This window comes from Pseudomonas putida W15Oct28 (assembly GCF_000708715.2).
Lineage (GTDB): Bacteria > Pseudomonadota > Gammaproteobacteria > Pseudomonadales > Pseudomonadaceae > Aquipseudomonas > Aquipseudomonas putida_R.
In genome coordinates, this window is sequence record NZ_JENB01000063.1 from 1 (window position 1) to 26293 (window position 26293).

The 26293-nt window shown below is 65.2% G+C and carries 15 protein-coding genes; 10 read left to right on the plus strand and 5 right to left on the minus strand.

All coding sequences use genetic code 11. From position 1 onward, the window contains the following. Positions 1 to 196: 196 nt before the first annotated feature. The 3 genes from dsbD to dsbG are packed head-to-tail and all read left to right on the plus strand — an operon-like array spanning position 197 to position 3508. Positions 197 to 1912: a protein-disulfide reductase DsbD gene (gene dsbD, locus AK81_RS25820; protein ID WP_043203852.1), complete on the plus strand. Its 1716-nt coding sequence runs from the start codon at positions 197 to 199 to the stop codon at positions 1910 to 1912. Continuing rightward, complete coding sequence (locus AK81_RS25825) at positions 1912 to 2748, plus strand: TlpA disulfide reductase family protein (protein ID WP_043203855.1); 837 nt, start codon at positions 1912 to 1914, stop codon at positions 2746 to 2748. The genes dsbD and AK81_RS25825 overlap by 1 nt, the downstream gene beginning before the upstream one ends. A 1-nt stretch (position 2749) precedes the next feature. Beyond that, positions 2750 to 3508: a thiol:disulfide interchange protein DsbG gene (dsbG, locus tag AK81_RS25830; RefSeq protein WP_043203858.1), complete on the plus strand. Its 759-nt coding sequence runs from the start codon at positions 2750 to 2752 to the stop codon at positions 3506 to 3508. A 588-nt stretch (positions 3509 to 4096) separates the two neighbouring features. Here the strand turns inward: dsbG and AK81_RS28770 are convergent. Both AK81_RS28770 and AK81_RS25835 read right to left on the minus strand, forming a co-directional pair. Next, positions 4097 to 4555, minus strand: coding sequence for an RHS repeat-associated core domain-containing protein (locus AK81_RS28770; RefSeq protein ID WP_081042153.1), 459 nt, complete (start codon positions 4553 to 4555; stop codon positions 4097 to 4099). A 381-nt stretch (positions 4556 to 4936) separates the two neighbouring features. Continuing rightward, positions 4937 to 17890, minus strand: coding sequence for a non-ribosomal peptide synthetase (locus AK81_RS25835; protein WP_043203861.1), 12954 nt, complete (start codon positions 17888 to 17890; stop codon positions 4937 to 4939). A gap of 564 nt (positions 17891 to 18454) precedes the next feature. Here AK81_RS25835 and AK81_RS25840 point away from each other — a divergent pair. Beyond that, positions 18455 to 18985 (plus strand): RNA polymerase factor sigma-70, encoded by a 531-nt coding sequence (locus tag AK81_RS25840; RefSeq protein ID WP_043203864.1) that lies wholly within the window; start codon positions 18455 to 18457, stop codon positions 18983 to 18985. A gap of 116 nt (positions 18986 to 19101) precedes the next feature. Here AK81_RS25840 and AK81_RS25845 read toward each other — a convergent pair whose 3' ends face one another. Together AK81_RS25845 and AK81_RS25850 are read right to left on the minus strand one after the other, a co-directional pair. Beyond that, positions 19102 to 20115 (minus strand): GNAT family N-acetyltransferase, encoded by a 1014-nt coding sequence (locus AK81_RS25845; protein WP_043203865.1) that lies wholly within the window; start codon positions 20113 to 20115, stop codon positions 19102 to 19104. A 63-nt stretch (positions 20116 to 20178) separates the two neighbouring features. Continuing rightward, a complete protein-coding gene (locus AK81_RS25850) occupies positions 20179 to 20979 on the minus strand; it encodes a substrate-binding periplasmic protein (protein WP_043203867.1) in 801 nt (266 codons plus the stop codon). Between the two features lie 171 nt (positions 20980 to 21150). On the opposite strand from AK81_RS25850, the gene AK81_RS25855 reads away from it, so the two are divergent. Both AK81_RS25855 and AK81_RS25860 read left to right on the plus strand, forming a co-directional pair. Further along, entirely contained in the window at positions 21151 to 21702 is a 552-nt protein-coding gene (locus AK81_RS25855) for an exonuclease domain-containing protein (RefSeq protein ID WP_043203869.1), read from the plus strand. A gap of 74 nt (positions 21703 to 21776) precedes the next feature. Continuing rightward, entirely contained in the window at positions 21777 to 22061 is a 285-nt protein-coding gene (locus AK81_RS25860) for a pyrimidine/purine nucleoside phosphorylase (RefSeq protein ID WP_043203870.1), read from the plus strand. A gap of 114 nt (positions 22062 to 22175) precedes the next feature. Here the strand turns inward: AK81_RS25860 and AK81_RS25865 are convergent, their stop codons facing one another. After that, positions 22176 to 22868 carry an alpha/beta family hydrolase gene (locus AK81_RS25865; RefSeq protein ID WP_043203871.1) on the minus strand — a complete coding sequence of 231 codons (693 nt, stop codon included), beginning with the start codon at positions 22866 to 22868 and terminating at the stop codon, positions 22176 to 22178. A 50-nt stretch (positions 22869 to 22918) separates the two neighbouring features. On the opposite strand from AK81_RS25865, the gene ccoN reads away from it, so the two are divergent. Genes ccoN through ccoP form a run of 4 tightly spaced genes read left to right on the plus strand, consistent with a single transcriptional unit; the run spans position 22919 to position 26112 of the window. Then, entirely contained in the window at positions 22919 to 24343 is a 1425-nt protein-coding gene (ccoN, locus tag AK81_RS25870) for a cytochrome-c oxidase, cbb3-type subunit I (protein WP_016498649.1), read from the plus strand. A 13-nt stretch (positions 24344 to 24356) separates the two neighbouring features. Beyond that, positions 24357 to 24965 (plus strand): cytochrome-c oxidase, cbb3-type subunit II, encoded by a 609-nt coding sequence (ccoO, locus tag AK81_RS25875; protein WP_016498648.1) that lies wholly within the window; start codon positions 24357 to 24359, stop codon positions 24963 to 24965. 5 nt (positions 24966 to 24970) lie between these two features. Next, entirely contained in the window at positions 24971 to 25174 is a 204-nt protein-coding gene (locus AK81_RS25880; protein WP_043203872.1) for a cbb3-type cytochrome oxidase subunit 3, read from the plus strand. Then, on the plus strand, positions 25171 to 26112 hold the full coding sequence (ccoP, locus tag AK81_RS25885) for a cytochrome-c oxidase, cbb3-type subunit III (protein ID WP_043203873.1): 942 nt from the start codon (positions 25171 to 25173) through the stop codon (positions 26110 to 26112). Before AK81_RS25880 ends, ccoP begins: the two co-directional genes overlap by 4 nt. Positions 26113 to 26293 lie beyond the last annotated feature (181 nt).

Here is a 26293-nt window from a genome sequence, read left to right on the forward strand (position 1 = left end):
TGGCCCGAAACAAATGTGGGAGCGGGCTTGCCCCGCGAAGCGCCGCGCGGGCGGCGCTCGATCTCACAGGCGCGGACAATTCCACGACAAGCGCCTGTAAGCCCTGATGCGCTCTCTGACCAAACACCTGAGTTAACCTTCATTTAATCGATCCCAGCCAGCATGGCCCCATTCCTAGATCTGCCAAGGCGAAGACATGCGCGCTTTCCTGCTCTTTCTGACACTGCTTCTGGCTGGCCCGTTGCAGGCCAACCCGTTCGATGTGAAGCCGGACTTCCTGCCGGTCAACCAGGCATTCGTACTCACCCACGACCGCCAGGCCGACGGCCAGATGCGCCTGTACTTCCAGATCAAGCCGGGCTACTACCTGTACCAGAAGCGCCTGAAGTTCGACGGCCTGCCCGCCGAGCAGCACCCGCAGTTACCGCCGGCGCTCAACCACCATGATGAGTTCTTCGGTGACAGCGCGGTGTACCGCGACCAGCTCGAACTGCTGCTGCCGGCCAATGCCCAAGGCCAGTTGCGCCTGGGCTGGCAAGGCTGCGCCGACGCCGGCCTGTGCTACCCACCGCAAACTACCTTGATCGACCTGGGCGGCAGCGTGGCACCGGTCGCCGAGCAAGCCAGCGACCAAGCCCTGGCCAGTGGCCTGCAACAGGGCCACCTGGCCTGGAGCCTGCTGGCGTTCTTCGGCCTTGGCCTGTTGCTGGCCTTTACCCCCTGTTCGCTGCCGATGCTGCCAATCCTTGCCGGGCTGGTACTGGGCAATGGCGCCAGCGCCCGACGCGGCTGGCTGCTGGCCGGGGTCTATGTGTTGAGCATGGCGCTGGTCTACGCCGCCCTGGGCGTGGTCGCCGCACTGCTGGGCGCCAGCCTGCAGGCCTGGCTGCAACAACCCTGGCTGCTGGGCAGCCTGGCGGGGCTGTTCGTGCTGCTGGCGCTGCCGATGTTCGGTGCCTTCGAACTGCAACTGCCCGCCGCCCTGCGTGACCGCCTTGACCGCGCCGGGCAAGGCACCCGTGGCGGCAACCTGTATGGCGCGGCGCTGCTCGGGGCGCTGTCCGGCCTGCTGCTGGGCCCGTGCATGACCGCGCCACTGGCCGGGGCGTTGCTGTACATCGCCCAGAGCGGCGACGTGCTGCAAGGGGCGTTGGTGCTGTTCAGCCTCGGCTTGGGCATGGGCGTGCCGCTGCTGTTGCTGGTGACTTTGGGCAACCGTTACTTGCCGCGGCCGGGCGCCTGGATGGACCGGGTCAAGGGCGTGTTCGGCTTCGTGTTCCTGGCCATGGCCCTGTACACCGTGCGCAGCCTGCTGCCCGCCACCCTGCTGCTGGCACTGAGTGGCGCCTGGCTGATCGCCCTGGCCTGGGCCACCTGGCCGGCCCTGCAGCGCTTGCCGACGTTGCGTGCAGTACCGCTGCTGGGTGCCTTGTGGGGCAGCCTGTTGCTGGTCGGCGCCGCCGCCGGTGGCAACGACCTGTGGCAGCCGCTGCGCCCGTTCACCGGTGGTGGTGCCGCGCCCGTTGCTGCCCAGCATGCCGAAGACAGCTTCGTCACGGTCAGCCGCCCCGAAGACCTGCAACGTGAACTGGATGCGGCCAAGGCCCGCGGCCAGTGGGTGATGCTCGACTACTATGCCGACTGGTGCGTGTCGTGCAAGGTCATGGAAAAACAGGTGTTCGCCCGCAGCGATGTGCAGGCCGGCCTGGCCGGCGTGCACCTGCTGCGCCTGGACGTGACCGCCGACAGCCCGGCCAGCAAAGCCCTGCTGCAGCGCTACCAGGTACCCGGCCCGCCCAGCATCATCTGGATCGGCCCGGAAGGCGACGAACGCCGGGCGCGGCGCATTACCGGTGAAGTGGATGCCGCCGCGTTCCAGCAACACTGGGCCCAGACCAGGAGCCAAGGCTGATGCTGACCGTAACCCTCGGGCCGCTGACCATGGCCCTCAACCACCTGCTGATGCTCACCGCCCTGGTGATCGCCAGCGTGGTCGGCTGGTGGGTCGCCCGGCGTGGCGGCGAAAGCCCGGAATCGGCACTGTTCAACCTGTTCCTGATCGGCCTGCTGTGCGCCCGCGCCGGCTTCGTGCTGGCCTACTGGCCGATGTACCGCGATGAGCCGTTGCAGATGATCGACATCCGCGACGGCGGCTTCCTGCTGTGGTCGGGCCTTGTCGGCATCGTCCTCGGCGCGCTGTGGCAGGGCTGGCGACAACCAGGCCTGCGCCGCCCGCTGGGCTGGGCGCTGTTCAGCGGCGCGCTGTTCTGGGGCCTGAGCAGTTTTGGCGGGCACCTGTACAGCAAGGGCACCGAGCTGCCCGACCTGAGCCTGCGCAACGCTGGCGGCCAACAAGTGGCGCTGCACAGCTACCGCGGCAAGCCATTGGTGATCAACATCTGGGCCACCTGGTGCCCGCCCTGCCGGCGCGAGATGCCGGTGCTGCAACAGGCGCAAAGCGACTACCCGCATGTGACGTTCCTGTTCGTCAACCAGGGCGAGACCCCGGAAAACGTCAGCACCTTCCTCGCCACCACCGGCCTGAGCCTGACCCACGTGCTGTTTGACGGCACCGGCCTGCTGGCCCAGCGCGTCGGTTCCATGGCCCTGCCTACCACCCTGTTTTATGACGCCAGCGGGCGGCTGGTCGGCAGCCACCTGGGCGAGTTGTCCCGGGCCAGCCTGCGCCACGCCCTGGAGCCTTTCGACCGGGCCACCGCGCCCGCCCCTGCCGCACAAGGAAACTGACATGCGACTGACTGCACTGCTGCCCCTGTCCCTGGCCCTGCTGGCCGCCCCGGCCCTGCAGGCCGAAGAGCTGCCCAAGGCGGTTCAGCAACTGCAAGCCAAGGGCGCCGTGATCAAAGGCAGCTTCGACGCGCCAAACGGCCTGCGCGGTTATGCCGCCGAGTACCAGAACAACGCCCTGGCCCTGTACCTCACCCCCGACGGCAAGCACGTGCTGGTCGGCAGCCTGTTCGACGAACAAGGCAAGGACCTTAGCGCCGAGCCGCTGGAAAAGCTGGTGTATGGGCCGATGAGCAAGGCCATGTGGGCGAAGCTGGAAAAAACCGCCTGGATCGCCGACGGCAAGGCCGATGCACCACGCAAGGTGTACCTGTTCAGCGACCCGAACTGCCCGTACTGCAACATGTTCTGGGAACAGGCGCGGCCTTGGGTAGAGTCGGGCAAGGTGCAGTTGCGCCATATCATGGTCGGCATCATCCGCGAGGACAGCCCGGGTAAATCGGCGGCGCTGCTGGCTGCGAAAGACCCGGCCAAGGCCCTGCAACAACATGAAAAAGCCGGCAAGGCCAGCACGTTGAAGGCACTGGAACAGGTGCCGGAGGCGGTGCAGCAGAAGCTGGCCGCCAACATGGCGTTGATGGAAGAGATGGGGTTGCAGGCGACCCCGGCGATTTTCTATCAGGACGAACAGGGCAACCTGCAGAGCCAACAAGGCGCGCCGCGGCCGGAGCTGCTTGGCAAGATACTCGGCAAGCGCTGAATGTTAGATCGCCGGGGCAATTGTCCGATCTTGTTCGGGCCGCTTCGCGGGTAAACCCTCGACCACAGGCTCATCGATGCAGGTCTACCGAAGAAATTCGCGATTATTCCTACAACTGTGGGCCATTCAGCGCTTTGCGTACTCCGTCTGTAATACGACGAAGTTCATCATCGGAGTCCGACTCCGATGATGTGTCGAACGAAGCTGATCTGGTTCGCTGAGCCGCCCGGAATTTTCTGCTGGCCTCGATATCACGGGTAAGTTGGTCCCTCGCGCCATCAGGACGTGATTGGGGAAGGAGCTTTATATCGGGTCGTTTCACCAAAAGCTCATAGGAGTGGCCAAGGGCCGGGCCGACGGTACCCTTAAGCGCGGCATCGAGTAGTTGCTCAGGATGACTCAGCGAACGCTCGATCTTTTGGAAGGCTGGCCTGGTCATACGGTAAAGGTGTTTATTGGCTATTGATAATGCGCGAGCGCTTTCCAGGTCTAGATGTCTGATGATTGTGGAGAATACGTCGGGTTCATGTATGGAAGTGATGGAAATGGCCGATTGCGGCATCTGAGCGGAAGGACGTAGCGGGCGCTTCATCCGGCCGCTGGGTCGACGTTGTTGACGGGATCGCAACTGCAATAGCAGTATGCATTTCTCCCCCCCTTTCCAAACGGGCTCAACCTGTCAGGCGAGATGAATCGCATCATGGCGGGGTTGAATGATCGATAGCCGTTGCCTAGCGCATAGCCACCCGGAACCAGAGCGAATGCTTCGCCATTGAAACCAAGTAATGTGAGTGATGACGGTAGTTTCGGGTCGTGGCCGTAAGCAGAGTATGCGTGATGTTCCCCTTTGTCAGTTTCCTGCACCGACAGTACCGAGGCCTTTTCGTCTGTCGCGAACAAACCGTATGCCTCACCGCCAGCGACTCGTTGCTCGGCCAAGGGCAGATCAGGCGTGCGAAAAAGGGTGCGATGCTGGTCACCCTGCTTCACCGTTATGAGCGTATCCCCTTGGTAGAAGACAAACGTCCAGTTCGATGAACTGATCATGATTGAAACCCCCTGATGTCCGGAGTGGATAGAGAACGCTGCTACCCACTGTGAACCCCTTGCAGAGATTGAGGAACTGGTAGAAATAGGAGGTATACCGCGATGGCTTTTTGTCCATCAGCCCATTAATGGTATATCCCATACGTACCCCATCAACTCGGGGGTGTGGTCACGGGCGTCCTGACAAGGAGGGCCAACACTGCATCGCAACAGGAACTGCTTGGGAAGATTCTTGGCAAGCACTGAGTTTTTGGCTGCCTGCACTGGCCTCTTCGCGGGCACGCCCGCTCCCACAGGTATTGCAACAGCCTTGAGAGCGGCGCGATAACCTGTGGGAGCGGGCATGCCCGCGAAGAGGCCGGCGCAGGCTAGCCAATCACTTTAAAGCCCCTCGAGCTCGGCCATCAGGTCGCTGAGCCGGTCGACCTTGTCGTCATCCAGCGCACTGCCCTGCAGCCCCTGCACATACTCGGCCAGCTCATCCACCGTGCTGCACTCGAACATCGCCCGCAGCGGCACGTTCAGTTGCAGCTGCTTCTGCACCCGCGAGGCGATCTGCGTGGCCAGCAGCGAATGCCCGCCCAGCTCGAAGAAGTTGTCGTGCACCCCCACCCGCTCGGCCTTCAGCACATCGGCCCAGATGCCCGCCAACACGTCCTCCAGCTCGTTGCGCGGTGCCTGATAGGCCTGGCTGTGCTGGCCGCCGATGTCGATGGCCGGCAGCGCCTTGCGGTCGAGCTTGCCGTTGGCGTTGTGCGGCAGGCTGTCGAACCAGCCCCAGTGCAGCGGCACCATGTACTCCGGCAACTCGGCACGCAGGCGTTGCTTGATCTGCTCCAGCAATGCGGCATCGGCGGCGATACCCTGGTGGGCCACCAGGTAACCGACCAGGTGCTTGCCATTGACGCCTTCCTGCACGCCCACCGCTGCGTCACGGATTTGCACCTGTTCGTGCAGGCGGGCTTCGATCTCGCCCAGTTCGATGCGGTAGCCCCGAATCTTCACCTGGTGGTCGATGCGCCCGACGTACTCCAGCACACCGTCCGGGCGCTGCCGTGCCAGGTCACCGGTGCGGTACAGGCGCTCGCCCGCAACACCATGGGGGTGCGGGATGAACGCCAGTGCAGTGCGCACCGGGTCGCCGACATAACCACGGCCCACACCGGTACCGGCCACGCACAGCTCGCCCACCGCGCCCAGCGGTACCAGCGCCTGCTCTTCGCCGTACAGGTACAGGCGGTTGTTGTCGGTCGGCGTGCCGATCGGCAGGTAGCTGCCTTGGGTCGACGCGGCATCGACGCGGAAGAACGCCACATCATCGGAGCATTCTGCAGGGCCGTAGGCGTTGACCAGGCCGATCTGCGGGTAACGCTGCAGCCATTGCGCCGCCAGCTCCGGTGGCATGGCCTCGCCGGTCGGCAGCATCCAGCGCAGGCCGTCGAGGGCTTGGTGGTCGTTGGCCAGCATGCCCTGGATCAGCGACGGCACGCTTTCCAGCACGGTGATGCCGGTGGTTTGCACATGCGCCAGCAGGCCCTGCGGATCATGGGCGATGGCATTCGGCACGATCTCCACCTTGGCCCCGAACAGCGGCGCGGCAAGGAACTGCCACACCGAAATATCGAAGCTCTGCGATGCAGTCTGGGCAATCACGTCCTGATTGCTCAACGCCAGGTACGGCACCTTGCTCAGCTGGTTGTTGAGCATGCCGCGCTGCTCGACCATTACCCCTTTTGGCAGGCCGGTCGAGCCTGAGGTGTAGATCACATAGGCAAGGTTGTCCGGGCCACTGTGGATGCCAGGGTTGTGGCTGGCAACCTGGCTGGCCTGGATGTCCTCCCATACCAACAGTTGTGGCCGTACTGCAACGCCCAACTCACCCAGCAACTGCCGGCCTTGCTCGGCACAGGCCGCGCTGCACACCAGCACCGGGGTACGGCTGAGCTGGATGATGCTTTGCAGGCGCGCAGCCGGCAGGCCCGGGTCCAGCGGCAGGTAGCCGGCGCCCGCCTTGAAGCTGCCGACGATCATGCCCAGCAGCGGCAGCCCACGCTCGGCCAGCAGTGCCACTGGCTGGTCCACCTTTACGCCGGCCGAGATCAAGGCATGGCCCAGGCGGTTGGCCGCCAGGTTCAGCCCGGCATAGTCGTAGGCGGCCTCCAGGCAGCGGGCCACGGTACGTTCAGGGTGCGCAGCCACCTGCGCTTCGAACTGCGCGATGTAGCTCTGTTCCAGCGGAAAAGCCCGCTCGGTGCGGTTGCAGTCTTCCAGCAGGAAGCGCTGTTCTTCTGCCCCCAGCAACGGCAGCGCGCTCACCTCCCCGTCGAAGCCCTGCACCAGCGCCAGCAGCAGGCGCTTGAACTCGGCCAGCAGGCGCTCGACGGTCGGGAAGTCGAAGTAGCGCTGGTCAAACGACAGGTGCAGGCCCAGGTCATCACCCGGGTAGCACACCGCCGTCAGCGGGAAGTTGGTGTGGGTACGGCCCGAGTCGGAGCTGGCGTTGAGGTGCTGGGCATGGTCGAGCACGGCGGTTTCCACCGGCGCGTTCTCGAACACGAACAGGCTGTCGAACAGCGGCTGGCCCTTGGGCAGGTCGCTGCACTCCTGGATCGCCACCAGCGGCAGGTACTCGTACTCGCGCAGTTCCATATTGCTTTGCAGCAGGCCCTGCAACCACTGACGCACACTGCAACGCTCACCCGATACGGGCAACTGCACACGCAGGGCAACGCTGTTGATGAACAGGCCGACGGTGCGCTGCATCTGCGGCATGCTGACCGGGCGCCCGGCCACGGTCACGCCAAAGGCCACGTCGCGGTCGCCGCTGTAGCGCGCCAGCACCAGGGCCCAGGCCGCCTGGGCGAAGGTGTTGACGGTAAGCTGATGGGCCTGGGCCAGTTCGCGCAGGCGCACGCCTTCACTCACCTCCAGGCGGGTGTAGCAATCGCCGACGACCATGCCACTACCGGCGTGATCATGACGCAGCGGGCGGTCGCTGGGGATGGCCGTGGCGCGGTCGAAGCCAGCCAGGTTGGCCTGCCACCAGGCACGGGCATCATCCAGTCCCTGACGCTGCAACCAGCCGATGTAATCGCGGTAACGCGGCGGCACCGGCAGCTGGGCCCGACGGCCTTCGCCGAGGGCCTGGTAGACCTCGAAGAAGTCGTTCATCAACAGCGAGCGGCACCAGGCATCGATCAGGATGTGGTGGTTGCTCATCATGAACCAGTAGCGCTCGTCGGCCACGCGCACCAGGCGCAGGTGGAACGGTGCTTCGCTGAGCAGGGCAAACCCGGCCTCGCGCTCCTGCTTGTGCAGGGCTTGCAGGCGCTGCTCCTGGGCGTCGTCGGCAACGCCGCGCCAGTCCTGGTAGTCCACCGCCAGGTTGCCCGGCTTGTGGATGATTTGCAGCATCGCCTCGCCGCTGTTCCAGCTGAACGAGGCGCGCAACGCTTCGTGGCGCGCCACCACAGCCTGCCAGGCCAGGGCGAAGCGCTCAGGATCCAGGGCGCTGTTGATGCGGTAGCGGTCCTGCATGTAGTAAAGGCCGGTGCCCGGCTCCAGCAGGGTGTGCAGCAGCATGCCTTCCTGCATCGGCGTCAGCGGGTAGACGTCCTCGATCTGCGCAGCCGGTACCGGCAATGCGTCGATCTGCTCCTGGGACAGGTGCGCCAGCGGGAAGTCCGACGGGGTGAAGCTGCCGTTGCCATCGGCCAGGCAATGCGCGACCAGCGCCAGCAACTCCTGGCGATAGGCCTCGGCCAGGCGGGCGATGGTCTGCGGGTCATAGCGCTCGGCGCTGTAGGTCCAGCGCAGTTGCAGAGCGCCGCCATACACCTGGCCATCGACACTCAGCCAGTTGGGCAGTGGTGCATCGAGGTCATGAGCCAGACCGGCCGGGCCCTCCAGCGGCTGGAACAGCGCCGCGCTGTCGAACTGCTGGTCGAACTGGCCCAGGTAGTTGAAGGTGATGCGCGCCTGCGGCAAGGCCGCCATCTGCTCGCGCCCGGCCGCATCGGCCAGGTAGCGCAGTACGCCGTAGCCCAGCCCCTTGTGCGGCACCTGGCGCAGTTGTTCCTTGATGCGCTTGATCGAACCGGCCCGCGCCGCCTCGTCCTCGCCTGGCAGCGGGCGCAGGCTCAGCGGATAGGCGTTGGTGAACCAGCCGACGCTGCGGGTCAGGTCCATGTCTTCGAACAGCCCGTCGCGGCCGTGGCCTTCGAGCTGCACCAGCACTTCCTCATCGCCGCTCCAGCGGCTCAAGGCACGTGCCAGAGCGGTCAGCAGCAGGTCGTTGACCTGGGTGTGGTAGGCGGCCGGGGCCTGTTGCAGCAGTTGCCGGGTCTGCTCCACGTCCAGGCCGATGGCCAGGGTCTGGGCGTGGCGGTGCAGGTTGCCACCTTGCGGGTGATCGCACGGCAGTTCGCGGCGCACGCCGCCCAGCTGGCCTTGCCACCAGCCCAGTTCGTCGCGCAGCGAATCGCTGCCGGCGTAGCTGGCCAGGCGCGCGGCCCAGTCGCCCATGGCATGGGTCTTGGCCGGCAGCGGTTGGCCACGGTAAAGCGCCTGCAGGTCTTCCAGCAGCACCCGCCACGACACGCCATCGACCACCAGGTGATGGATCGCCAGCAACAGGCGCTGGCTGCCCTGCCCGTCACGCACCAGCAAGGCACGCAGCAGCGGCCCCTGTTGCAGGTCGAGGCTGCGCTGCAGGTCGGTGTACAGCGCCTGGCAATCGGCGAAATCAGCAACGGTGGCAGTCCACAGCAGTTGCTCGGCGGCAGGCTGGGCGTACTCGGCCTGCCAGCGGCCACGGGCCTCGCTGAAGCGCAGGCGCAGGCTGTCGTGGTGCTGCACCAGCGCAGCCAACGCCTGTTCAAGCGCGGCCTCCTCCAACGGTTGGCGAGCCTCCAGCAGCACCGCCTGGTTCCAGTGCTGCGGTTGTGGCACTTCGCTGTCGAAGAACCAGTGCTGGATCGGCGTCAGCCCGGCTTGGCCCTGGCGCAAGCCCTGCTCGATGCTGCTCGCGGCTTCGCTGTGCTCAACCACGGCCGCCAGGGTCTGGATGGTCTGGTGCTGGAACAGGTCACGCGGGGTGAATTGCAAGCCGGCCTGACGGGCCCGGCTGACCACCTGGATCGACAGGATCGAGTCGCCGCCCAGTTCAAAGAAGTTGTCCTGCACGCCCACCCGGGCAACGTTGAGCACATCGCGCCAGATCTGTGCCAGTTGCGCTTCCACCTCGTTGCCAGGGGCCTGGTACTGTTGACGCGCCTGTTCCAGGTCCGGCAGCGGCAGCGCACGGCGGTCGAGCTTGCCGTTACCCATCAGCGGCAGGCTGTCGAGCAACACCAGGTGCGCGGGCACCATGTAATCCGGCAGGTGCTGGCGGGCATCGGCCTTCACTGCTTCACGCAGCAGGCTTTGCGCCTCGCTGCCAGCCGTGGCCTGCTTGCACACCAGGTAACCCACCAGTTGCTTGCCCCCCGGTAGATCCAACGCCAGCACCACGGCCTCGTCGACATCGGCATGCGCCTGCAAGCGGCTCTCGATTTCGCCCAGTTCGATGCGGAAACCGCGAATTTTCACCTGCTGGTCGGCACGGCCGACGTACTCGACCAGGCCGTCAGTACCCAGGCGCACCAGGTCGCCCGTGCGATACAAGCGCCCCCCTTCGGTGCTGAACGGGTCGGCGACGAAGCGCTCGGCGCTGAGGCCCGGGCGGTCGTGATACCCCTGGGCCAGGCCGGCGCCGCCGACATACAGCTCACCAATGCCACCTTGCGGCAACAGGGCCAGGTCTTCGTCGAGGATGTAGGCCGTGCGGCTACCGATGACACGGCCAATCGGCACACTGCCAAGGTCCGCAGGCAACACCTCTGGCGCCAGGCAGGCCAGCGGCATGACCACGGTTTCGGTCGGGCCGTAGGCGTTGAAGAACTGCTGCGGCGCAAAGGCCTGGCGAATACGCTGCAGGTGCTCGCCGGTCAGCGCTTCGCCACCGGTGATCACCAGGCGCACCGGCAGTTGTTCGCCCTGCCCGCCCAGGTATTGCGCCAGCTGGCTGCCGTAGCTTGGGGTGAAGCCCAGGATGCTCACCTGCTGCTCGCGCACCAGCTGGCAGATGTCCTCGGCGCCCCACTGCCCCTGGGCGCGCAGCACCACGCGGGCACCGCACAGCAACGGCACCCACAGGCGCTCGCTGGCAGCGTCGAAGTTGATCGAATAGAAATGCAGCTCGCAGTCATCGCTGCGCATGCCAAACGCGGCGATGACCGCCTGGCAGTGCATGGCGAACTCGCCATGGCTGACCACCACGCCCTTGGGCTTGCCGGTGGAGCCGGAGGTGTAGATCAGGTACGCCTGATGCTGCGGCAGGTTGAGGTTGTCCAGCGGCGCATCGCTGTAGGCCGACAGGCTGGCGGCGTCGTCTTCCAGGCTCCAGCGGGCCACGCCCTCGGGCAGCTCGCCCAGGGTTTGCAGCAGCTCTCGCTGACTGAGCAGCAAACCGATGCGGCTGTCTTCGATCATGTAGCGCAGGCGGTCGAGCGGGTACTCGGGGTCGAGCGGCACGTAGGCGCCACCGGCCTTGAGGATGGCCAGCAGGCCGACGACCATTTCCAGCGAGCGCTCCAGTGCCAGGCCCACGCGCACCTGCGGGCCGACGCCACGCTCGCGCAGGGCACGGGCCAGGCGGTTGGCCTGCTGGTCGAGCTCGGCATAGCTCATGTGCTGGCCGGCGAAGGTCAGCGCGCCAGCCTGTGGTGTGCGCGTCGCCTGGGCGGCGAACAGGCCGTGCAGGGTCTGGTCGAGGTCGAAACTGTGCTCGCCCTGCAACTGCCCCACCAGCACCTGCTGCTCGGCGACGCTGAGCATCGGCAGCTCGCACAGGCGCTGTTGCGGGTTGTCCAGCAAGCCGACCAGCAGGTGCTGCCAATGCTCGGCCATGCGCGCAATGCGTGGCTCGTCGAACAGGTCGCGGCTGTAAGTCAGGCAGCAACCCAGGCGGCCGTCGAGGTCGGTGACCTCCAGGTACAGGTCGAACTTGGTGGCACTGGCGTCATTGACCAGGTAATCCACCTGCATGCCGGCCAGTGTGCGGCTTTGCTGGAAGGCCCAGCGCTGCACGTTGCACATCACCTGAAACAGCGGGTTGTAGGCGCTGCTGCGCGGCGGTTGCAACGCTTCCACCAACTGGTCGAACGGCAGGTCCTGGTGCGACTGGCCTTCGATGGCGGCCTGGCGCATCTGCTCCAGCAGCACGTTGGCGGTCATCTGCCCGTCCAGCTCGCAGCGCAACACCTGGGTATTGAGGAAGGCGCCGATCAACCCTTCGCTTTCCGGGCGGATGCGGTTAGCCACCGGCGCGCCGATGCGCAGGTCACGCTGGCCGCTGTAGCGGTGCAGCAAGGCGGCCAGGGTGGCGGTCATGGTCATGAACAAGGTCAGGCCGCGCTGGCTGTTGAAGGCATGCACGCGGGCGACCAGCGCCGGGTCGAGTTCAAAGCGGTACAGCTCGCCACGGTGGCTCTGTACTGCCGGGCGCGGGCGGTCGGCAGGCAACGCCAGCACCGGGTGCTCGTCGCCCAGGCGCCCCTTCCAGTAGGCCAATTGACGCGCGCCCTCGCCGCTTTCCAGCCACTGCCGTTGCCACACGCTGTAGTCCAGGTATTGCACCGGCAGCGGCGCCAGCGGCGACTCGCGGTCATCGACGAAGGCTTCGTACAGTTCGCCCAGCTCGCGAGCGAAGATGTCCATGGCCCAGCCTTCGGTGACAATGTGGTGCAGGGTCAGCACGAAGTAGTGCTCGCGCTCGTCGGCCTTGACCAGGCAGGCGCGCAGCAGCGGGCCGCGCTCCAGGTCGAACGGCTGGTGCGCCTGGTCGTCGGCCAGTTGTTGCAGGTGTTGCTGGCGCGCATCGGTGCGCAAGGCACTGAAGTCTTGCCAGTCGAGGTGCAGGCCACTGTCTTCGGCCACGCACTGATACGGCACGCCGTCGATGCTGGGGAAGGTGGTGCGCAAGGTTTCATGGCGCACGATCAGCGCCTGCAACGCACGCTCGAAGGCGTCCACGTGCAAGGTGCCGCGCAGGCGTGCCATGCCGCCGACGTTGTACGCCGGGCTTTCCGGCTCCATTTGCCAGAGGAACCACATGCGCTGCTGCGAATACGACAGCGGCACCGCCTGACGGCGGTCGACGCGGGCGATTGCGCCTTGCAGGTTGCGCTCACCGGCCGCACGGATACGTGCGATTTCTGTACAGAAGGCGCCCAGTTCGCTGGCTTCGAACAGGGCCTTGAGCGGCAGCTCGACATCGCAGGCCTGGCGGCTGCGCGAGACGATCTGGGTGGCCAGCAGCGAGTGCCCGCCCAGGGCGAAGAAATCGTCCTGCAGGCCGACGCGCGGCAGGTTGAGCACCTCGCGCCAGATGGCGGCGACCTGTTGCTGCAACTCGGTGTGTGGCTCGACATGTTCGCGTTGCTGCCACACCGGGGCCGGCAGCGCCTTGCGGTCGACCTTGCCGCTGGGGCCCAGTGGCAGCTGTGCCAACGGGATGAGCTGCGCCGGCACCATGTACGCGGGCAGTTGCTCAGCCAGCACGGCCAGTACTTCGGCTGGCTGCGCACTGCCACTGTAATAGCCCACCAGCTGCGCACCAACGGCGTCCTTGTGGACCAGCACCAGCGCCTGTTCCACACCTGCCTGTGCCAGCAGGCAGGCCTGCACTTCCTCAGGCTCGACGCGAAAACCTCGCACCTTTACCTGCTGGTCGAGGCGACCGAGGTATTCCAGGGCCTCAAGCTGCACCTGCCAGCGGGCGCGGTCGCCGCTGCGGTACAAGCGCTCGCCCTGGCCGTCTGCCTGGGGCACGAAGCGTTCGGCAGTGAGGCCGGGGCGGCCCAGGTAGCCACGGGCCAGGCCTGCGCCACCGAGGTACAGCTCGCCCGGCACGCCGGGTGCGGTCAGTTCCAGCTCGTCGTCCAGCACGCGGCACAGCACATTGCCCAGCGGGCGGCCGATGGGTGAGCGCTCGCCGTCCGCCACCTGGCAGTGCCAGTGGGTGACGTTGATGGCGGTTTCGGTCGGGCCGTAGCGGTTGTGCAACTGCACCTGCGGCAGCACTTGCAGCACGCGGTCACGCAGCGCGGCGGGCAGCGCTTCGCCACCGGAGAACACCCGGCGCAGGCTGCTGCAGGCGCCCGCCTGGGGCTCGTGAACGAACACCTGCAACAGCGGCGGCACGAAGTGCAGCGTGGTCACGCCATGGGCCTGCACCAGCGCGGCAATGCGCTGCGGGTCACGGTGCTCACCCGGGCCGGCGAGCACCAGCTTGCAGCCGGTTACCAGCGGCCAGAAGCATTCCCACACCGACACATCGAAGCTGATCGGCGCCTTCTGCATCAGCACGTCGCTGTCATTCAGCGCGTAGGTGGCCTGCATCCACTGCAAGCGCTCGGCCAGCGCCGCATGGGTATTGCCCACGCCCTTGGGCTGGCCGGTGGAGCCGGAGGTGTAGATCACGTACGCCAGGTTGTCGCCGTGTAGGTGCAGGCCAGGCGCGTGGCTGGGCCAGCTGTCCAGGTGCAACTGGTCGAGGGCGATGGCGCTGACCCCGTCGACCTGCGGCAGCTTGCCCAGCAGGCTGCTGTGGCTCAGCAACAGGCCGGCGTTACAGTCGGCGAGCATGTAGGCCAGGCGCTCGGCCGGGTAGTCGACGTCCAGCGGCACGTAGGCACCGCCGGCCTTGAGGATGGCCAGCAGGCCGACCAGCAACTGTGGCGAGCGCTCGATGGCAATGGCTACGCAGGTGTCGGGGCCGACGCCTTTGTCGCGCAGGTAGTGCGCCAGGCGGTTGGCCTGCTGGTGCAGTTCGGCGTAGTCGAGGCTGCCGCCGTCCCAGGCCAGGGCGGTGCGCTGCGGAGTCAGGCGTGCCTGTTCATTGAGTTGCTCGACCAGCAGGTGCTGCGGTGCAGCGGCCGGTGCCTGGCCCCAGCCCAGCAGTTGCTCGCGGCCAGGCGCGTCCAGCAATTGCACCTCGCCCAGCGCCCGCTGCGGCGCGGCGCACACCTGTTCGAGCAGCGCCAGCAGGTGATGGGCCAGGCGTTTGACGGTGCTGGCTTCGAACAGCTCCGCGGCATAGTCGAAGGCCAGGCTCAGGCGGCCCTGATGGTCTTCTTCACTGTGCAGTTGCAAGTCGAACTTGGCTTCGCGGCTGTGCCACGGCAGCTCCTCGGCCAACAGCCCCGGCAGCCGGCGCAGGGCCGACAGGTCGCGTTGCTGGTGGTTGAACATGACCTGGAACAGGCCTTGCTCACGGGCTTCGGGCAGGGCTTCGACCAGCTGTTCGAACGGCAGGTCCTGGTTAGCCTGCGCCTCAAGGGTGGCCTGGCGCACCTGGGCCAGCAACTGCGTGAATGGCAGGCGGCCATCGAGCTGCGCGCGCAGTACCTGGGTATTGATGAAGAAGCCGACCATGCCTTGGGTTTCCAGGCGCAGGCGGTTGGCGTTGGGCACACCGACACGGATGTCTGCCTGGCCGCTGTAGCGGTGCAGCAGCGCCTGCCAGCCGGCCAGCAGGACCATGAACAGGCTGGCCTGCTGTTCGCGGGCCAGGCCCTTGAGGGTTTCGGCGAGTTTGGCCGGCACCTTGAGGTTGAACCGCGCAGCACTGTGTTCGCGCTGGCTGGCGCGGGGGTGGTCAGTGCACAGGTCGAGCACCGGCTGCTCATCGCCCAACTGCGCCTTCCAATGCTGCAGTTGGCGTTCGGCTTCACCGGCTGCCAGCCATTGGCGCTGCCAGGTGCCGTAGTCGGCGTAACCCAGGGTCAGCGGCGCCAGGTTGGCCTCCAGGCCCTGGCAGAGGGCGGCGTAAAGCTTGGCGAATTCATCCAGCAGGATATTCAGCGACCAGCCGTCAGCGACGATATGGTGCAGGGTCACCCACAGCTGATGGTCTTCGTCGTCCAGGCGTGCCAGGGTCACGCGCAGCAACGGGCCCTGGGTCAGGTCGAACGGCTGACGGGCCTCGGCTTCACGCTGGGCGCTGACCTGCTCGGGGGTTTGGCCTTCGAGGCCCAGGCGGCGCAGGCTGAATGGCTGTTGCGGCAGGATGCGTTGCAAGGCCTGGCCGTTTTCTTCGCTGAATACGGTGCGCAGGGATTCGTGGCGAGCCACCAGCACCTGGAAGGCGGCTTCCAGGGCACTTTCGTCCAGTTCACCGCGCAGTTGCAGGCCGGCCGGGATGTTGTAGGCCGCCGATTGTGGCGCCAACTGCCACAGCAGCCACAAGCGGTTTTGCGCCAGCGACTGGGGCAAGGCCTGGGCGCGCTCCAGCGTTGCGATGGTAGCGGCGCCGGCAGCGCCTTCGGCGATGATCGACGCCACAGCGTTACTGTAATCGGCCAGCACCGGCGCTTCGAACAGAGTGCGCAGGCCCAGGTTGATACCCAGCTCATCGGCCAGGCGTGCAGTGGCCTGTGTCGCGGCGATGGAGTTGCCGCCCAGCAGCAGGAAGTGGTCGTCTGCTGCAACCGCCTCTACCTTGAGGATGTCGCGCCACACAGCGGCGATACGTGTTTGCAGTTCATCGCCAGCAGCCGCGCTTGCAGCGGCTTCGCTCACGTCAGGGAAGCGGGCGTAGCAGTCCAGGCTGCCATCGTCCATGCGCAGGCGACAGGCCGAACGCTGCAGCTTGCCACTGGAGGTCTTGGGCAGCCCGCCAGGGTTCAGCAGCAGGACCACGGCCGGGGCCTGGCGGCAGGCGTCGGCGATCACCTGGCGCAGGGTCTTGATCAGCTCCTGGGGCTTGATTGCCTTTTGCACGTTGCGGCTGATCTCCACCGCCACGCCGATGCCCTCCTCGCCCTGCTGCTCGACGGCAAACACTGCCACCCGGCCTTTGCGCAGCAGCTCGACTTCGCGTTCGAGGGTTTTTTCCAGGTCCTGCGGGTACAGGTTCTGGCCGCGCACGATCAGCATGTCTTTCAGGCGCCCGGTGACGAACACCTCACCCTCGCGCATGAAGCCCAGGTCGCCGGTGCGCAGCCAGGTCTGGCCGTCCATTTCAACGAAGGTGCGGGCGCTGGCTTCTGGGTTGCGCCAGTAACCCAGGGCGATGCTCGGGCCACCAGCCCAGATTTCACCGACCTGGTTGTCGCCCAGCACCTGCAAGCGCTGCGGCTCGACGACACGGACTGCGTGACCGGGCTGCGGGTAGCCGCAGCTCATCAGCACGCTGCCTTTGCCCGGCTCGGCGCGGTTGGCGGCGAAGGCTTCGGCGTCCAGTTCCAGCGCGGCGATGCCCTGGCCACGGCGGCTGCCGCTGACGAACAGGGTGGCTTCGGCCAGGCCATAGCTGGCGAAGTAGCTCTGCGGGTCGAAGCCGCAGGCCTGGAACTTGTCGGCGAACGTCGCCAGGCTGTCCTGGCGGATCGGCTCGGAGCCGGAATAAGCCACGCGCCAGCGGCTCAGGTCGAGCCCGGCCAATGAGGCCTCGCTGACCCGCTCGCTGCACAGGCGGTAGGCAAAGTCGGGGCCGCCGCTGATGGTGCCGCCATACTCGCTGATGGCCTGTAACCAGCGCTGCGGCCGGGCCAGGAAGTAACCCGGCGACATCAGCACGCACTGCACGCCGCTGAAGATCGGCTGCAGCAGGCCGCCGATCAGGCCCATGTCGTGGTACAGCGGCAACCAGCTGACGATCACGTCGTCGGGGTTGAGGTCGATGCCGAAGCCTTGGCGGATCAACTGCTCGTTGGCCACCAGGTTGCCATGGCTGACCTGCACGCCCTTGGGCAGCGCCGTGGAGCCAGAGGTGTACTGCAGGAAGGCGATGTCATCACCTTCAAGCACAGGCTCGCGCCAGTTCGCGGCCAGCGCCGGGTCCAGGCTGTCCACCGCCAGCAGTTCAGGGCCGTTGTCCGCCGCCAGCGCTTCCAGGCCTTGCAGGCTGGCGTGCAACGCCGCGACCGTCAGCAGCAGGCGCGGCTCGGCATCGTCGATGATCGACAGCAAACGCTCCTGGTGGTGCTGGCGCGCAGACTCCGGCGGGTAAGCCGGCACCGCGATCACCCCGGCATACAGGCAACCGAAGAACGCCGCCACGTAGTCCGGACCACTGGGGAACAACAGCACCGCACGGTCGCCGAAGCCGGCACGGGCCTGCAAGGCGGCGGCGATGGTGCGTGCGCGCTGGTCGAGGTCCCGGTAGCTGAGCACGGCCTGCTCGCCGGGGGCGTCGGCCAGAAAGCGCAAGGCGATCTTGTCCGGGGTCTGCGCGGCGCGTTGCGCCAGTGCCTGGACCAGCGAGAGCGGGAGTTCGAAGGCGTCCGTCATGGGGTGTTCCTGCCAGTGTCTGTTGGGGCGTGCCGGCTGCTCCGCGAACGTGGGCGGGCAGCGATTGGCGGCCGGGGATGTACACAGGGGAACGGATGGGCGGGGGCAGAAATTAACGGGGTTGAGGGTTTTGGATTGCGTGAAGGTTGGTGCGTGCCTTCAGGGGTGTGGCGCCTGGGAGATCGAGCGCCGCCCGCGCGGCGCATCGCCGGCAAGCCAGCTCCCACATTTGTTTCGGGCGAATTCTTCCTGAGGCAGAGGCGCTCGGCCCCTTGGCGTCCACCTCGATATCGTGTCATGCAAACAAAGCGGTCGCACGCGCAGGCACAGGTGTTACTGGCCCGAAACAGATGTGGGAGCTGGCTTGCCGGCGATGCGCCGCACGGGCGGCGCTCGATCTCCCAGGCGGCACACCTCTCAAGACATACCTTAGAACCGAAAAATATGGATACTAATTACGTTTCGTATTTGACAATCATTATCATTCTGAATAGTTTGTCGCACGTCGTAGGAAGCTTCCCAGCTTGGGGTGCCTCCTTTCCCCTCTGTGACAAGGTGATTTCCATGGCGGAACAACTATCCACAAGTAAGTGCGATTCACCATTACTCCAGGCCTTCGTCGACAACCGCAGCATTCTGGTCAAGATCGCTGCCCGCATCACCGGCTGCCGCTCGCGCGCCGAAGATGTGGTGCAGGATGCCTTCTTCCGGCTCAGCGCCGCCCCGCAGATCACCTCGTCGTTCAAGGCGCAGCTCAGCTACCTGTTCCAGATCGTGCGCAACCTGGCCATCGACCACTACCGCAAGCAGGCAATGGAGCTGAAGTACTCGGGCACAGAAGAGGAAGGCCTGAACGTGGTCCTCCAGAATGCCTCGCCCGAAGCGACCCACATCAACCTTGCCGCGCTGGACGACATTGCCGAGGCGCTGAACGAACTGCCGCAGCGTACCCGCTATGCGTTCGAGATGTACCGCCTGCATGGTGTGCCACAGAAAGACATTGCCAAGGAGCTGGGCGTGTCGCCGACACTGGTCAACTTCATGATCCGCGATGCACTGGTGCACTGCCGCAAGACCGCCAATCGGCAGGCCTGATCAGACAAGGTTTTCTTCATTCGCGGGCACGCCCGCTCCCACAGGTAACCCACTGCCCTTGAAGCCTGTGGTGATCCTGTGGGAGCGGGCGTGCCCGCGAAGAAGCCAGCTCGGTATCAAGCCAGCTTACAGCGATCGAAGAACCGCTCCCGCCCCAGGATCATCAGCGCCGCACGCTTGTGCGGGAAGTCGAACTCTTTGTCGCAGTGGAAGCACTGGTCGTGCATGTAGCCGATCATCTTGCCGTTGTCGGCACGCGGCTCAGCCACCACCCGCTGGGTACGCGGGTCATCCAGGAACAGGTAGTGCACCAGCGCCGATAGCCAGCTGGCCACCTTGTGCGGCCCTCGATGGCTCTCCTCCCCCACCAGCATGTGAATGCCGCGGTCGTAGTCATCGGCCGGGTAGAACGGCGCAATGCGATCTTCCTTGGCCCAGTACGCCTCGAAGTAGGCAAACGGCTCATCATCAAAGCAGCCGATCAGCGTCAAGGTATGTGGGTCGGCCTCCAGCTTGTCCAGGTACGCGCGGTGCTGCGCAAGCGTGCCGCCCTCCTGCCAGAACGCATCCACCCGCGGGTTGTTCTGCCAGCGGTTGAAACGTTCCAGGTCGTGTTCGATCTCCAGCGTACGCAGCGACACCCAGCTACCCAGGCGCGCATCGAAGCGCCGGTACACCTCACCACGGGGCTTGGGCGCGCGGCGCGGGTGGCGCTTGCCGTTGCTGATCTGCATCTGCTGCGGGTACACCGCGGCCAGCGCATCGCCCAGCCAAGGCTGTGGCAGCTGCCAGAACAGCGCCCGCTCGCACAGGTACTGACCGGGCTGCTCGGCTAGCAGCAGCAGGCCACTGGCCAGCGCCTGGGGCTGTACATCGGGCAAGTGCCAGGCCAGGCGCTGGCAGGCCGTATCGCGGGACAGCAGCCAGTAGCAGGCAGCCCACAAGGCCTGATAGGGGCGCTCGGGGCAGAGGCGTTCAAGGTGAACGTGCAAGGTAGCGCCCGCCTCCAGCCGCACCTGGATCAGTGGGCGGCCTTCGAGGGTGAGGCTTAGCCAGCTGTCATCCTCCTCGGCATTGAGGCTGCGCCAGCGTGGCGGTGACTGGGGCTGCGAAGCGGCATCGAACGGCATGGGCTGGGCTCACGAAAATGAAGAAAAGGCTCACTGTTGAGGACGTTGCCGCAGTGCGGGAATTTAGTCTTGGGGGACCGAGACAGTGATGCGGTAGGGCTCGAAGATGCGTGCCAGTTCACCGCTGTCACGCAGGTTACGCAGCAGGCCGGCGAACGACTGCTCGCCGATAGGGGCACCCGGGCGCAACAAGGCATAGTGATGATAAACCTGGTCGATGCGTTGCGAAGGCACCAGCTGCGCCCGGCTGGCCGGGTTGCGCGCCAGGAAATCGCTGAGGTAGGAGCGCGTGACCAGGGCGATATCGGCGCGGCCGGCCTGCACCATCAGCAGGTTGCTGTCGTGGGAGTAGGTCAGGGTCGCGTTGTAGGCTTCGCGCAGGTAGTCCGGGTCGGAGTTGAAGCGGGCGAACGCGTAATGGTAGCCGTTGAACAATGCCAGGCGTTTGTCACTCAGGTCGTCGAAGTAATGCGGGTCGCTGCCATTGGCCTGGCGGGCAACGAACACTTCGGCATCCTCCAGGCCCATGTCCACGGTCTGGTGGGCAATCTGCTCCCAGCCCCATTGCGGGTTTTCGAAAATCGCCATGTCGGTGCGTCCCTGCTGGAAGTCACCAAAACGCCGCTGGATGGAAGTGGGCACCAGGACAAAGTGATACCCCTGCTGCAAGCGGTTGAGCGCGTCGACCAGTTGCGGCAGCAGGCCGGTGTCGGCCCCCTGTTCAGGGCGCACCGTGTAGGGCGGGAAATGCGCCGCGCCAATCTTCACTTCGACGGCGTCGGCAGCCCATGCCGGCGCCGCCAGCCAGTACACGGCCAGCAACATCAGGGTGGACACGGCCTTGAGGCCGGGCGCTGGAGTCAAGACGGACGCTCATCACGGTTCATGCCTGGGTCCGCTTAAGCTAGGCGTTTTCCGGAAGCGGCACAACTGCTGGTGCGTGCTCTTTGTGCCAAAGCAAGCAGCAAAATGCCAGGGGGTGCCGTATGCGCGGAGTTTGGCTACGCTCTAGCAGGATCTGCAAGGGAGCCTGCTATGGGCCATTGGTTGGTGATCGACCTGGAAGCCACCACCGACGATGGTGGGTGGCCGGTCACAGAGATGGAAGTCATTGAAATCGGCGCTAGCCTGGTTACCCGCGAAGGCCGCGAGGTCGACCACTTTCAGCGTTTCGTGCGGCCACGGCGGCGGCCACAGCTGACCCCGTTTTGCCGCGAGCTGACGCACATCAGCCAGGCCAACGTGGACGGCGCCGAGCCGTTTCGCGAGGTGTGGGCAAGCTTCGAGCGCTGGCTCGGGCACCACCGTGGGCAGCTTCAGGCCTGGGTCAGCTGGGGCGACTACGACCGCCAGCAACTGCACCAGGAATGGCAACTGCATGGGCTCGACAGCCTGCTGCGGACCTTGCCGCACATCAACCTCAAGCAACGCTTTGCCAAGGCCCGCCACCTGCAGCGCCCTACCGGCCTGAACGGTGCCCTGCACCTGGCCGGCATGCACTTTTGCGGGCAGCAGCACCGGGCCCTTGAAGATGCGCGCAACACGGCGCGGCTATTACCGTTGACCCTGCCCGCCAGCAGCCCCTGAAAGCAGATGACGAGGCCTGTGGGCTTGGGCATACTGGCCAGCCCTTTTTCATCCCCCCTTTTCAGGAGTCGCCCATGTTCCAGGTCAACGAGTACTTCAACGGCACCGTCAAGTCGATCGCATTTGCGGGCGAAGAAGGCCCGGCCACTGTCGGCGTCATGGCCCCGGGCGAATACGAGTTCGGCACTGCCAAGCGCGAGATCATGCACGTGGTATCAGGCGCGCTGACCGTGAAACTACCGGGTAGCGACAACTGGGAAACCTTCAAGGCGGGCGACAAGTTCAATGTTGCCGCTGACAGCAAGTTCCAGCTGAAGGTAGCGGTTGATACCGCTTACCTGTGCGAGTACCGCGACTAACTGTCAGCCTGTGCCGGCCTCTTCGCGGGCATGCCCGCTCCCACAGGGTTCTGCGCCAATCTTGAATTCGGTGCAGTTCTTGTGGGAGCGGGCAAGCCCGCGAAGAATCCAGCGCTAAGCTTTCAGGAAATCCGCAACCCTTACAGCCGCCGCCTGCATATGCTGCGCATGGCTGAACCCCGAGGCCTTCAACGGCTTCAGGTCATGGTCCCCGGCCACTAGCCAGCTCACCTCGATTGCCGGTGACAACGCATACCCCGCCACCGCCTCGCGGTTACCCAGCGCATCCCGTTCGCCCTGCACGATCAACGTCGGTGTTTTCAACGCCGCCAGGTGCTCCACCCGCGGCTTCTCAGGCTTGCCCACCGCGTAGAACGGATAGCCCAGGCACACCAGCGCATCCGCGCCCAATTCGTCGGCCAGCAGGCTCGCCATGCGCCCGCCCATGGACTTGCCACCCACGGCCAGCTTGCCCGCGACCAAAGGTCGCACCTGCCGGTACACCTCGCGCCAGCATTCCAGCAACACCTTCTGCGGGTTCGGCGGCCGTTTGCCACCGGTAACCCTGCGCTCGGCCATGTACGGGAACTCGAAGCGCACTACCGCTACCCCAAGCGCCGCAAGCCTTTGCGCCATTTCGTCCATGAACCCGCTGTCCATTGGCGCACCTGCGCCGTGGGCCAGGATCAGGCAGCCCTTGTAGCCGTCCTTGCCCTGAACCTGTGGAGGATCGCAGCGCAAGCCTGGGACATTTCCGACCTTCGCCCATTGATCCCCGTCAATACCGGCACTTTGCCCATTAATCATGCTTGCCTCGCTGTAAAGCCTGCCAAATAACCGTGGATGGGAACCCATACATGAACACAACCAGCAGTACCGCCTATAACTACAAGGTGGTCCGCCAATTCGCCATCATGACGGTGGTGTGGGGAATCGTCGGGATGGGGCTCGGCGTCTTCATCGCCGCCCAGCTCGCCTGGCCTTCCCTCAACTTCGACCTCCCCTGGACCAGCTTCGGCCGCCTGCGCCCCCTGCATACCAATGCGGTGATCTTCGCTTTCGGCGGCTGCGCGCTGTTTGCCACCTCCTATTATTCGGTGCAACGCACCTGCCAGACCACCCTGTTTGCACCGCGCCTGGCCGCGTTCACCTTCTGGGGCTGGCAACTGGTGATCCTGCTGGCGGCCATCAGCCTGCCGCTGGGCTACACCAGCTCCAAGGAATACGCCGAACTGGAATGGCCGATCGACATCCTGATCACCATCGTCTGGGTGGGCTACGCCATCGTGTTCTTCGGCACGCTGATGAAGCGCAACACCAAGCACATCTACGTGGGTAACTGGTTCTTCGGTGCCTTCATCCTCACCGTGGCGTTGTTGCACATCGTCAACAACCTGGAACTGCCAGTCAGCCTGACCAAGTCGTACTCGGTGTACGCCGGCGCCACCGATGCCATGGTGCAGTGGTGGTACGGTCACAACGCGGTAGGCTTCTTCCTGACTGCGGGCTTCCTGGGGATGATGTATTACTACGTGCCCAAGCAGGCCGAACGCCCGGTGTATTCCTATCGCCTGTCGATCGTGCACTTCTGGGCGCTGATCACCCTGTACATCTGGGCCGGCCCGCACCACCTGCACTACACCGCCCTGCCCGACTGGGCGCAGTCACTGGGCATGGTGATGTCGCTGATCCTGCTGGCACCGAGCTGGGGCGGCATGATCAACGGCATGATGACCCTGTCGGGCGCCTGGCACAAACTGCGCAGCGACCCGATCCTGCGCTTTTTGGTGGTATCGCTGGCGTTCTACGGCATGTCCACCTTCGAAGGCCCGATGATGGCCATCAAGACGGTCAACGCCCTGTCCCACTACACCGACTGGACCATTGGCCACGTGCATGCCGGTGCCCTCGGCTGGGTGGCAATGATCTCGATCGGTGCGCTGTACCACACCATCCCGAAAGTGTTCGGCAAGGAGCGCATGTACAGCCTTGGCCTGATCAACGCGCACTTCTGGCTGGCCACCATCGGCACCGTGCTGTACATCGCCTCGATGTGGGTCAACGGCATCGCCCAGGGCCTGATGTGGCGCGCAGTCAACAGCGACGGCACGCTCACCTATTCGTTCGTGGAAACCCTGGTGGCCAGCCACCCAGGCTTTGTCGTGCGCTTCGTCGGCGGCGCGATCTTCCTCAGCGGCATGTTCCTGATGGCCTGGAACACCTGGCGCACCGTGCGTTCGCCAGCGCTTGACGTCGCCCCTGCGAACGCCCAGTTGGCTTGAGGAGAAACGCCTGATGAAACATGAAGTCATCGAGAAAAACGTCGGCCTGATGGCCCTGCTGATGGTGTTCGCCGTCAGTATCGGCGGCCTGACCCAGATCGTCCCGCTGTTCTTCCAGGACGTCACCAACAAGCCGGTGGAAGGCATGAAACCCTACACCGCGCTGCAACTGGAAGGCCGCGATATCTACATCCGTGAAGGCTGCGTGGGCTGCCACTCGCAGATGATCCGCCCGTTCCGCGCCGAAACCGAGCGCTACGGCCACTACTCGGTGGCCGGTGAAAGCGTGTGGGACCACCCGTTCCTGTGGGGCTCCAAGCGTACCGGGCCGGACCTGGCCCGCGTTGGCGGCCGCTACTCGGACGACTGGCACCGCGCGCACCTGTACAACCCGCGCAACGTGGTGCCGGAGTCGAAGATGCCGTCGTACCCGTGGCTGGTCGCCCAGCAGGTCGACAACAGCCACACCGACGTCAAGATGCGCACCTTGCGCACCCTGGGCGTGCCGTACTCCGACGACGACATTGCCGGCGCCCGCGACGCGGTCAAGGGCAAGACCGAGATGGATGCGCTGGTCGCCTACCTGCAGGTGCTCGGCACCGCGATCAAGAACAAGAGGTGAGTGCGATGGAAATGGACATCGGCATGATCCGCGGCCTGGGCACCCTGGTGGTGATGATCGCCTTCATCGGCCTCTCCCTGTGGGTATTCAACCGCCGCCGTGACCGTGATTTCGCCGAAGCGCGCCTGCTGCCCTTCGTCGACGACCGCCTGCCCCCTGCCGGGCAGGAAACTGCTGCCACGACTGCTGCAAGGAGTAACGGGCAATGACCACCTTCTGGAGTACGTACATCAGCGTACTGACCATCGGTAGCCTGATCGGCCTGACCTGGCTGCTGCTCGCCACCCGCAAGGGCGAGAGCAAGAACACCACCGACCAGACCATGGGCCACAGCTTCGACGGCATCGAGGAGTACGACAACCCGCTGCCCAAGTGGTGGTTCTGGCTGTTCGTCGGCACCTTGGTGTTCTCGGTCGGCTACCTGATCCTCTACCCGGGCCTGGGCAACTGGAAAGGCATCCTGCCGGGCTATGAAAATGGCTGGACCGGCGTCAACGAATGGCAAAAGGAAATGGACAAGGCTGACGCCAGGTTCGGCCCGATCTTCGCCAAGTACGCCGCCATGCCCGTGGAAGAAGTGGCCAAAGACCCGCAGGCGCTGAAAATGGGCGGCCGCCTGTTTGCCTCCAACTGCTCGGTGTGCCACGGCTCGGACGCCAAGGGTGCCTTCGGCTTCCCCAACCTCACCGACAAGGATTGGCGCTGGGGCGGCGAAGCAGAAACCATCAAGGCTTCGATCATGGATGGCCGTCACGGCGTGATGCCGGCCTGGGCCGAGGTGATCGGTGACCAGGGCGTGGCCGATGTGGCCGCATTCGTGCTGACCAACCTTGACGGCCGCAGCCTGCCTGAAGGGACCAAGGCCGACGTGGTCAAGGGCCAGGAGATCTTCGCTGCCAGCTGCGTGGCTTGCCACGGGCCTGAAGGCAAGGGTACCCCGGCCATGGGCGCACCCGACCTGACCCACCCGCAGGCGTTCATCTACGGCTCGAGCTTTGCCCAGCTGCAGCAGACCATTCGTTATGGTCGCCAGGGGCAGATGCCGGCGCAGGCCGATATCCAGGGCAACGACAAGGTGCACTTGCTGGCGGCTTATGTGTATAGCCTGTCGCAGGATCAAGCCTCACGAGATCTGACCGCCAAGTAAAACCCATTCGCGGGCTCGCCCGCTCCCACAGGTTAATCGCAGATTTCAAGCATTGTGCTGAACCTGTGGGAGCGGGCAAGCCCGCGAAGGGCTGCAAAGCAGCCCCTCTCCCCGCTCTACCCCCTCCTTGCACCCCCTCCGAACACAACTAAGCTTGTTGCCTCAGTGGGCTTCGCTCCGA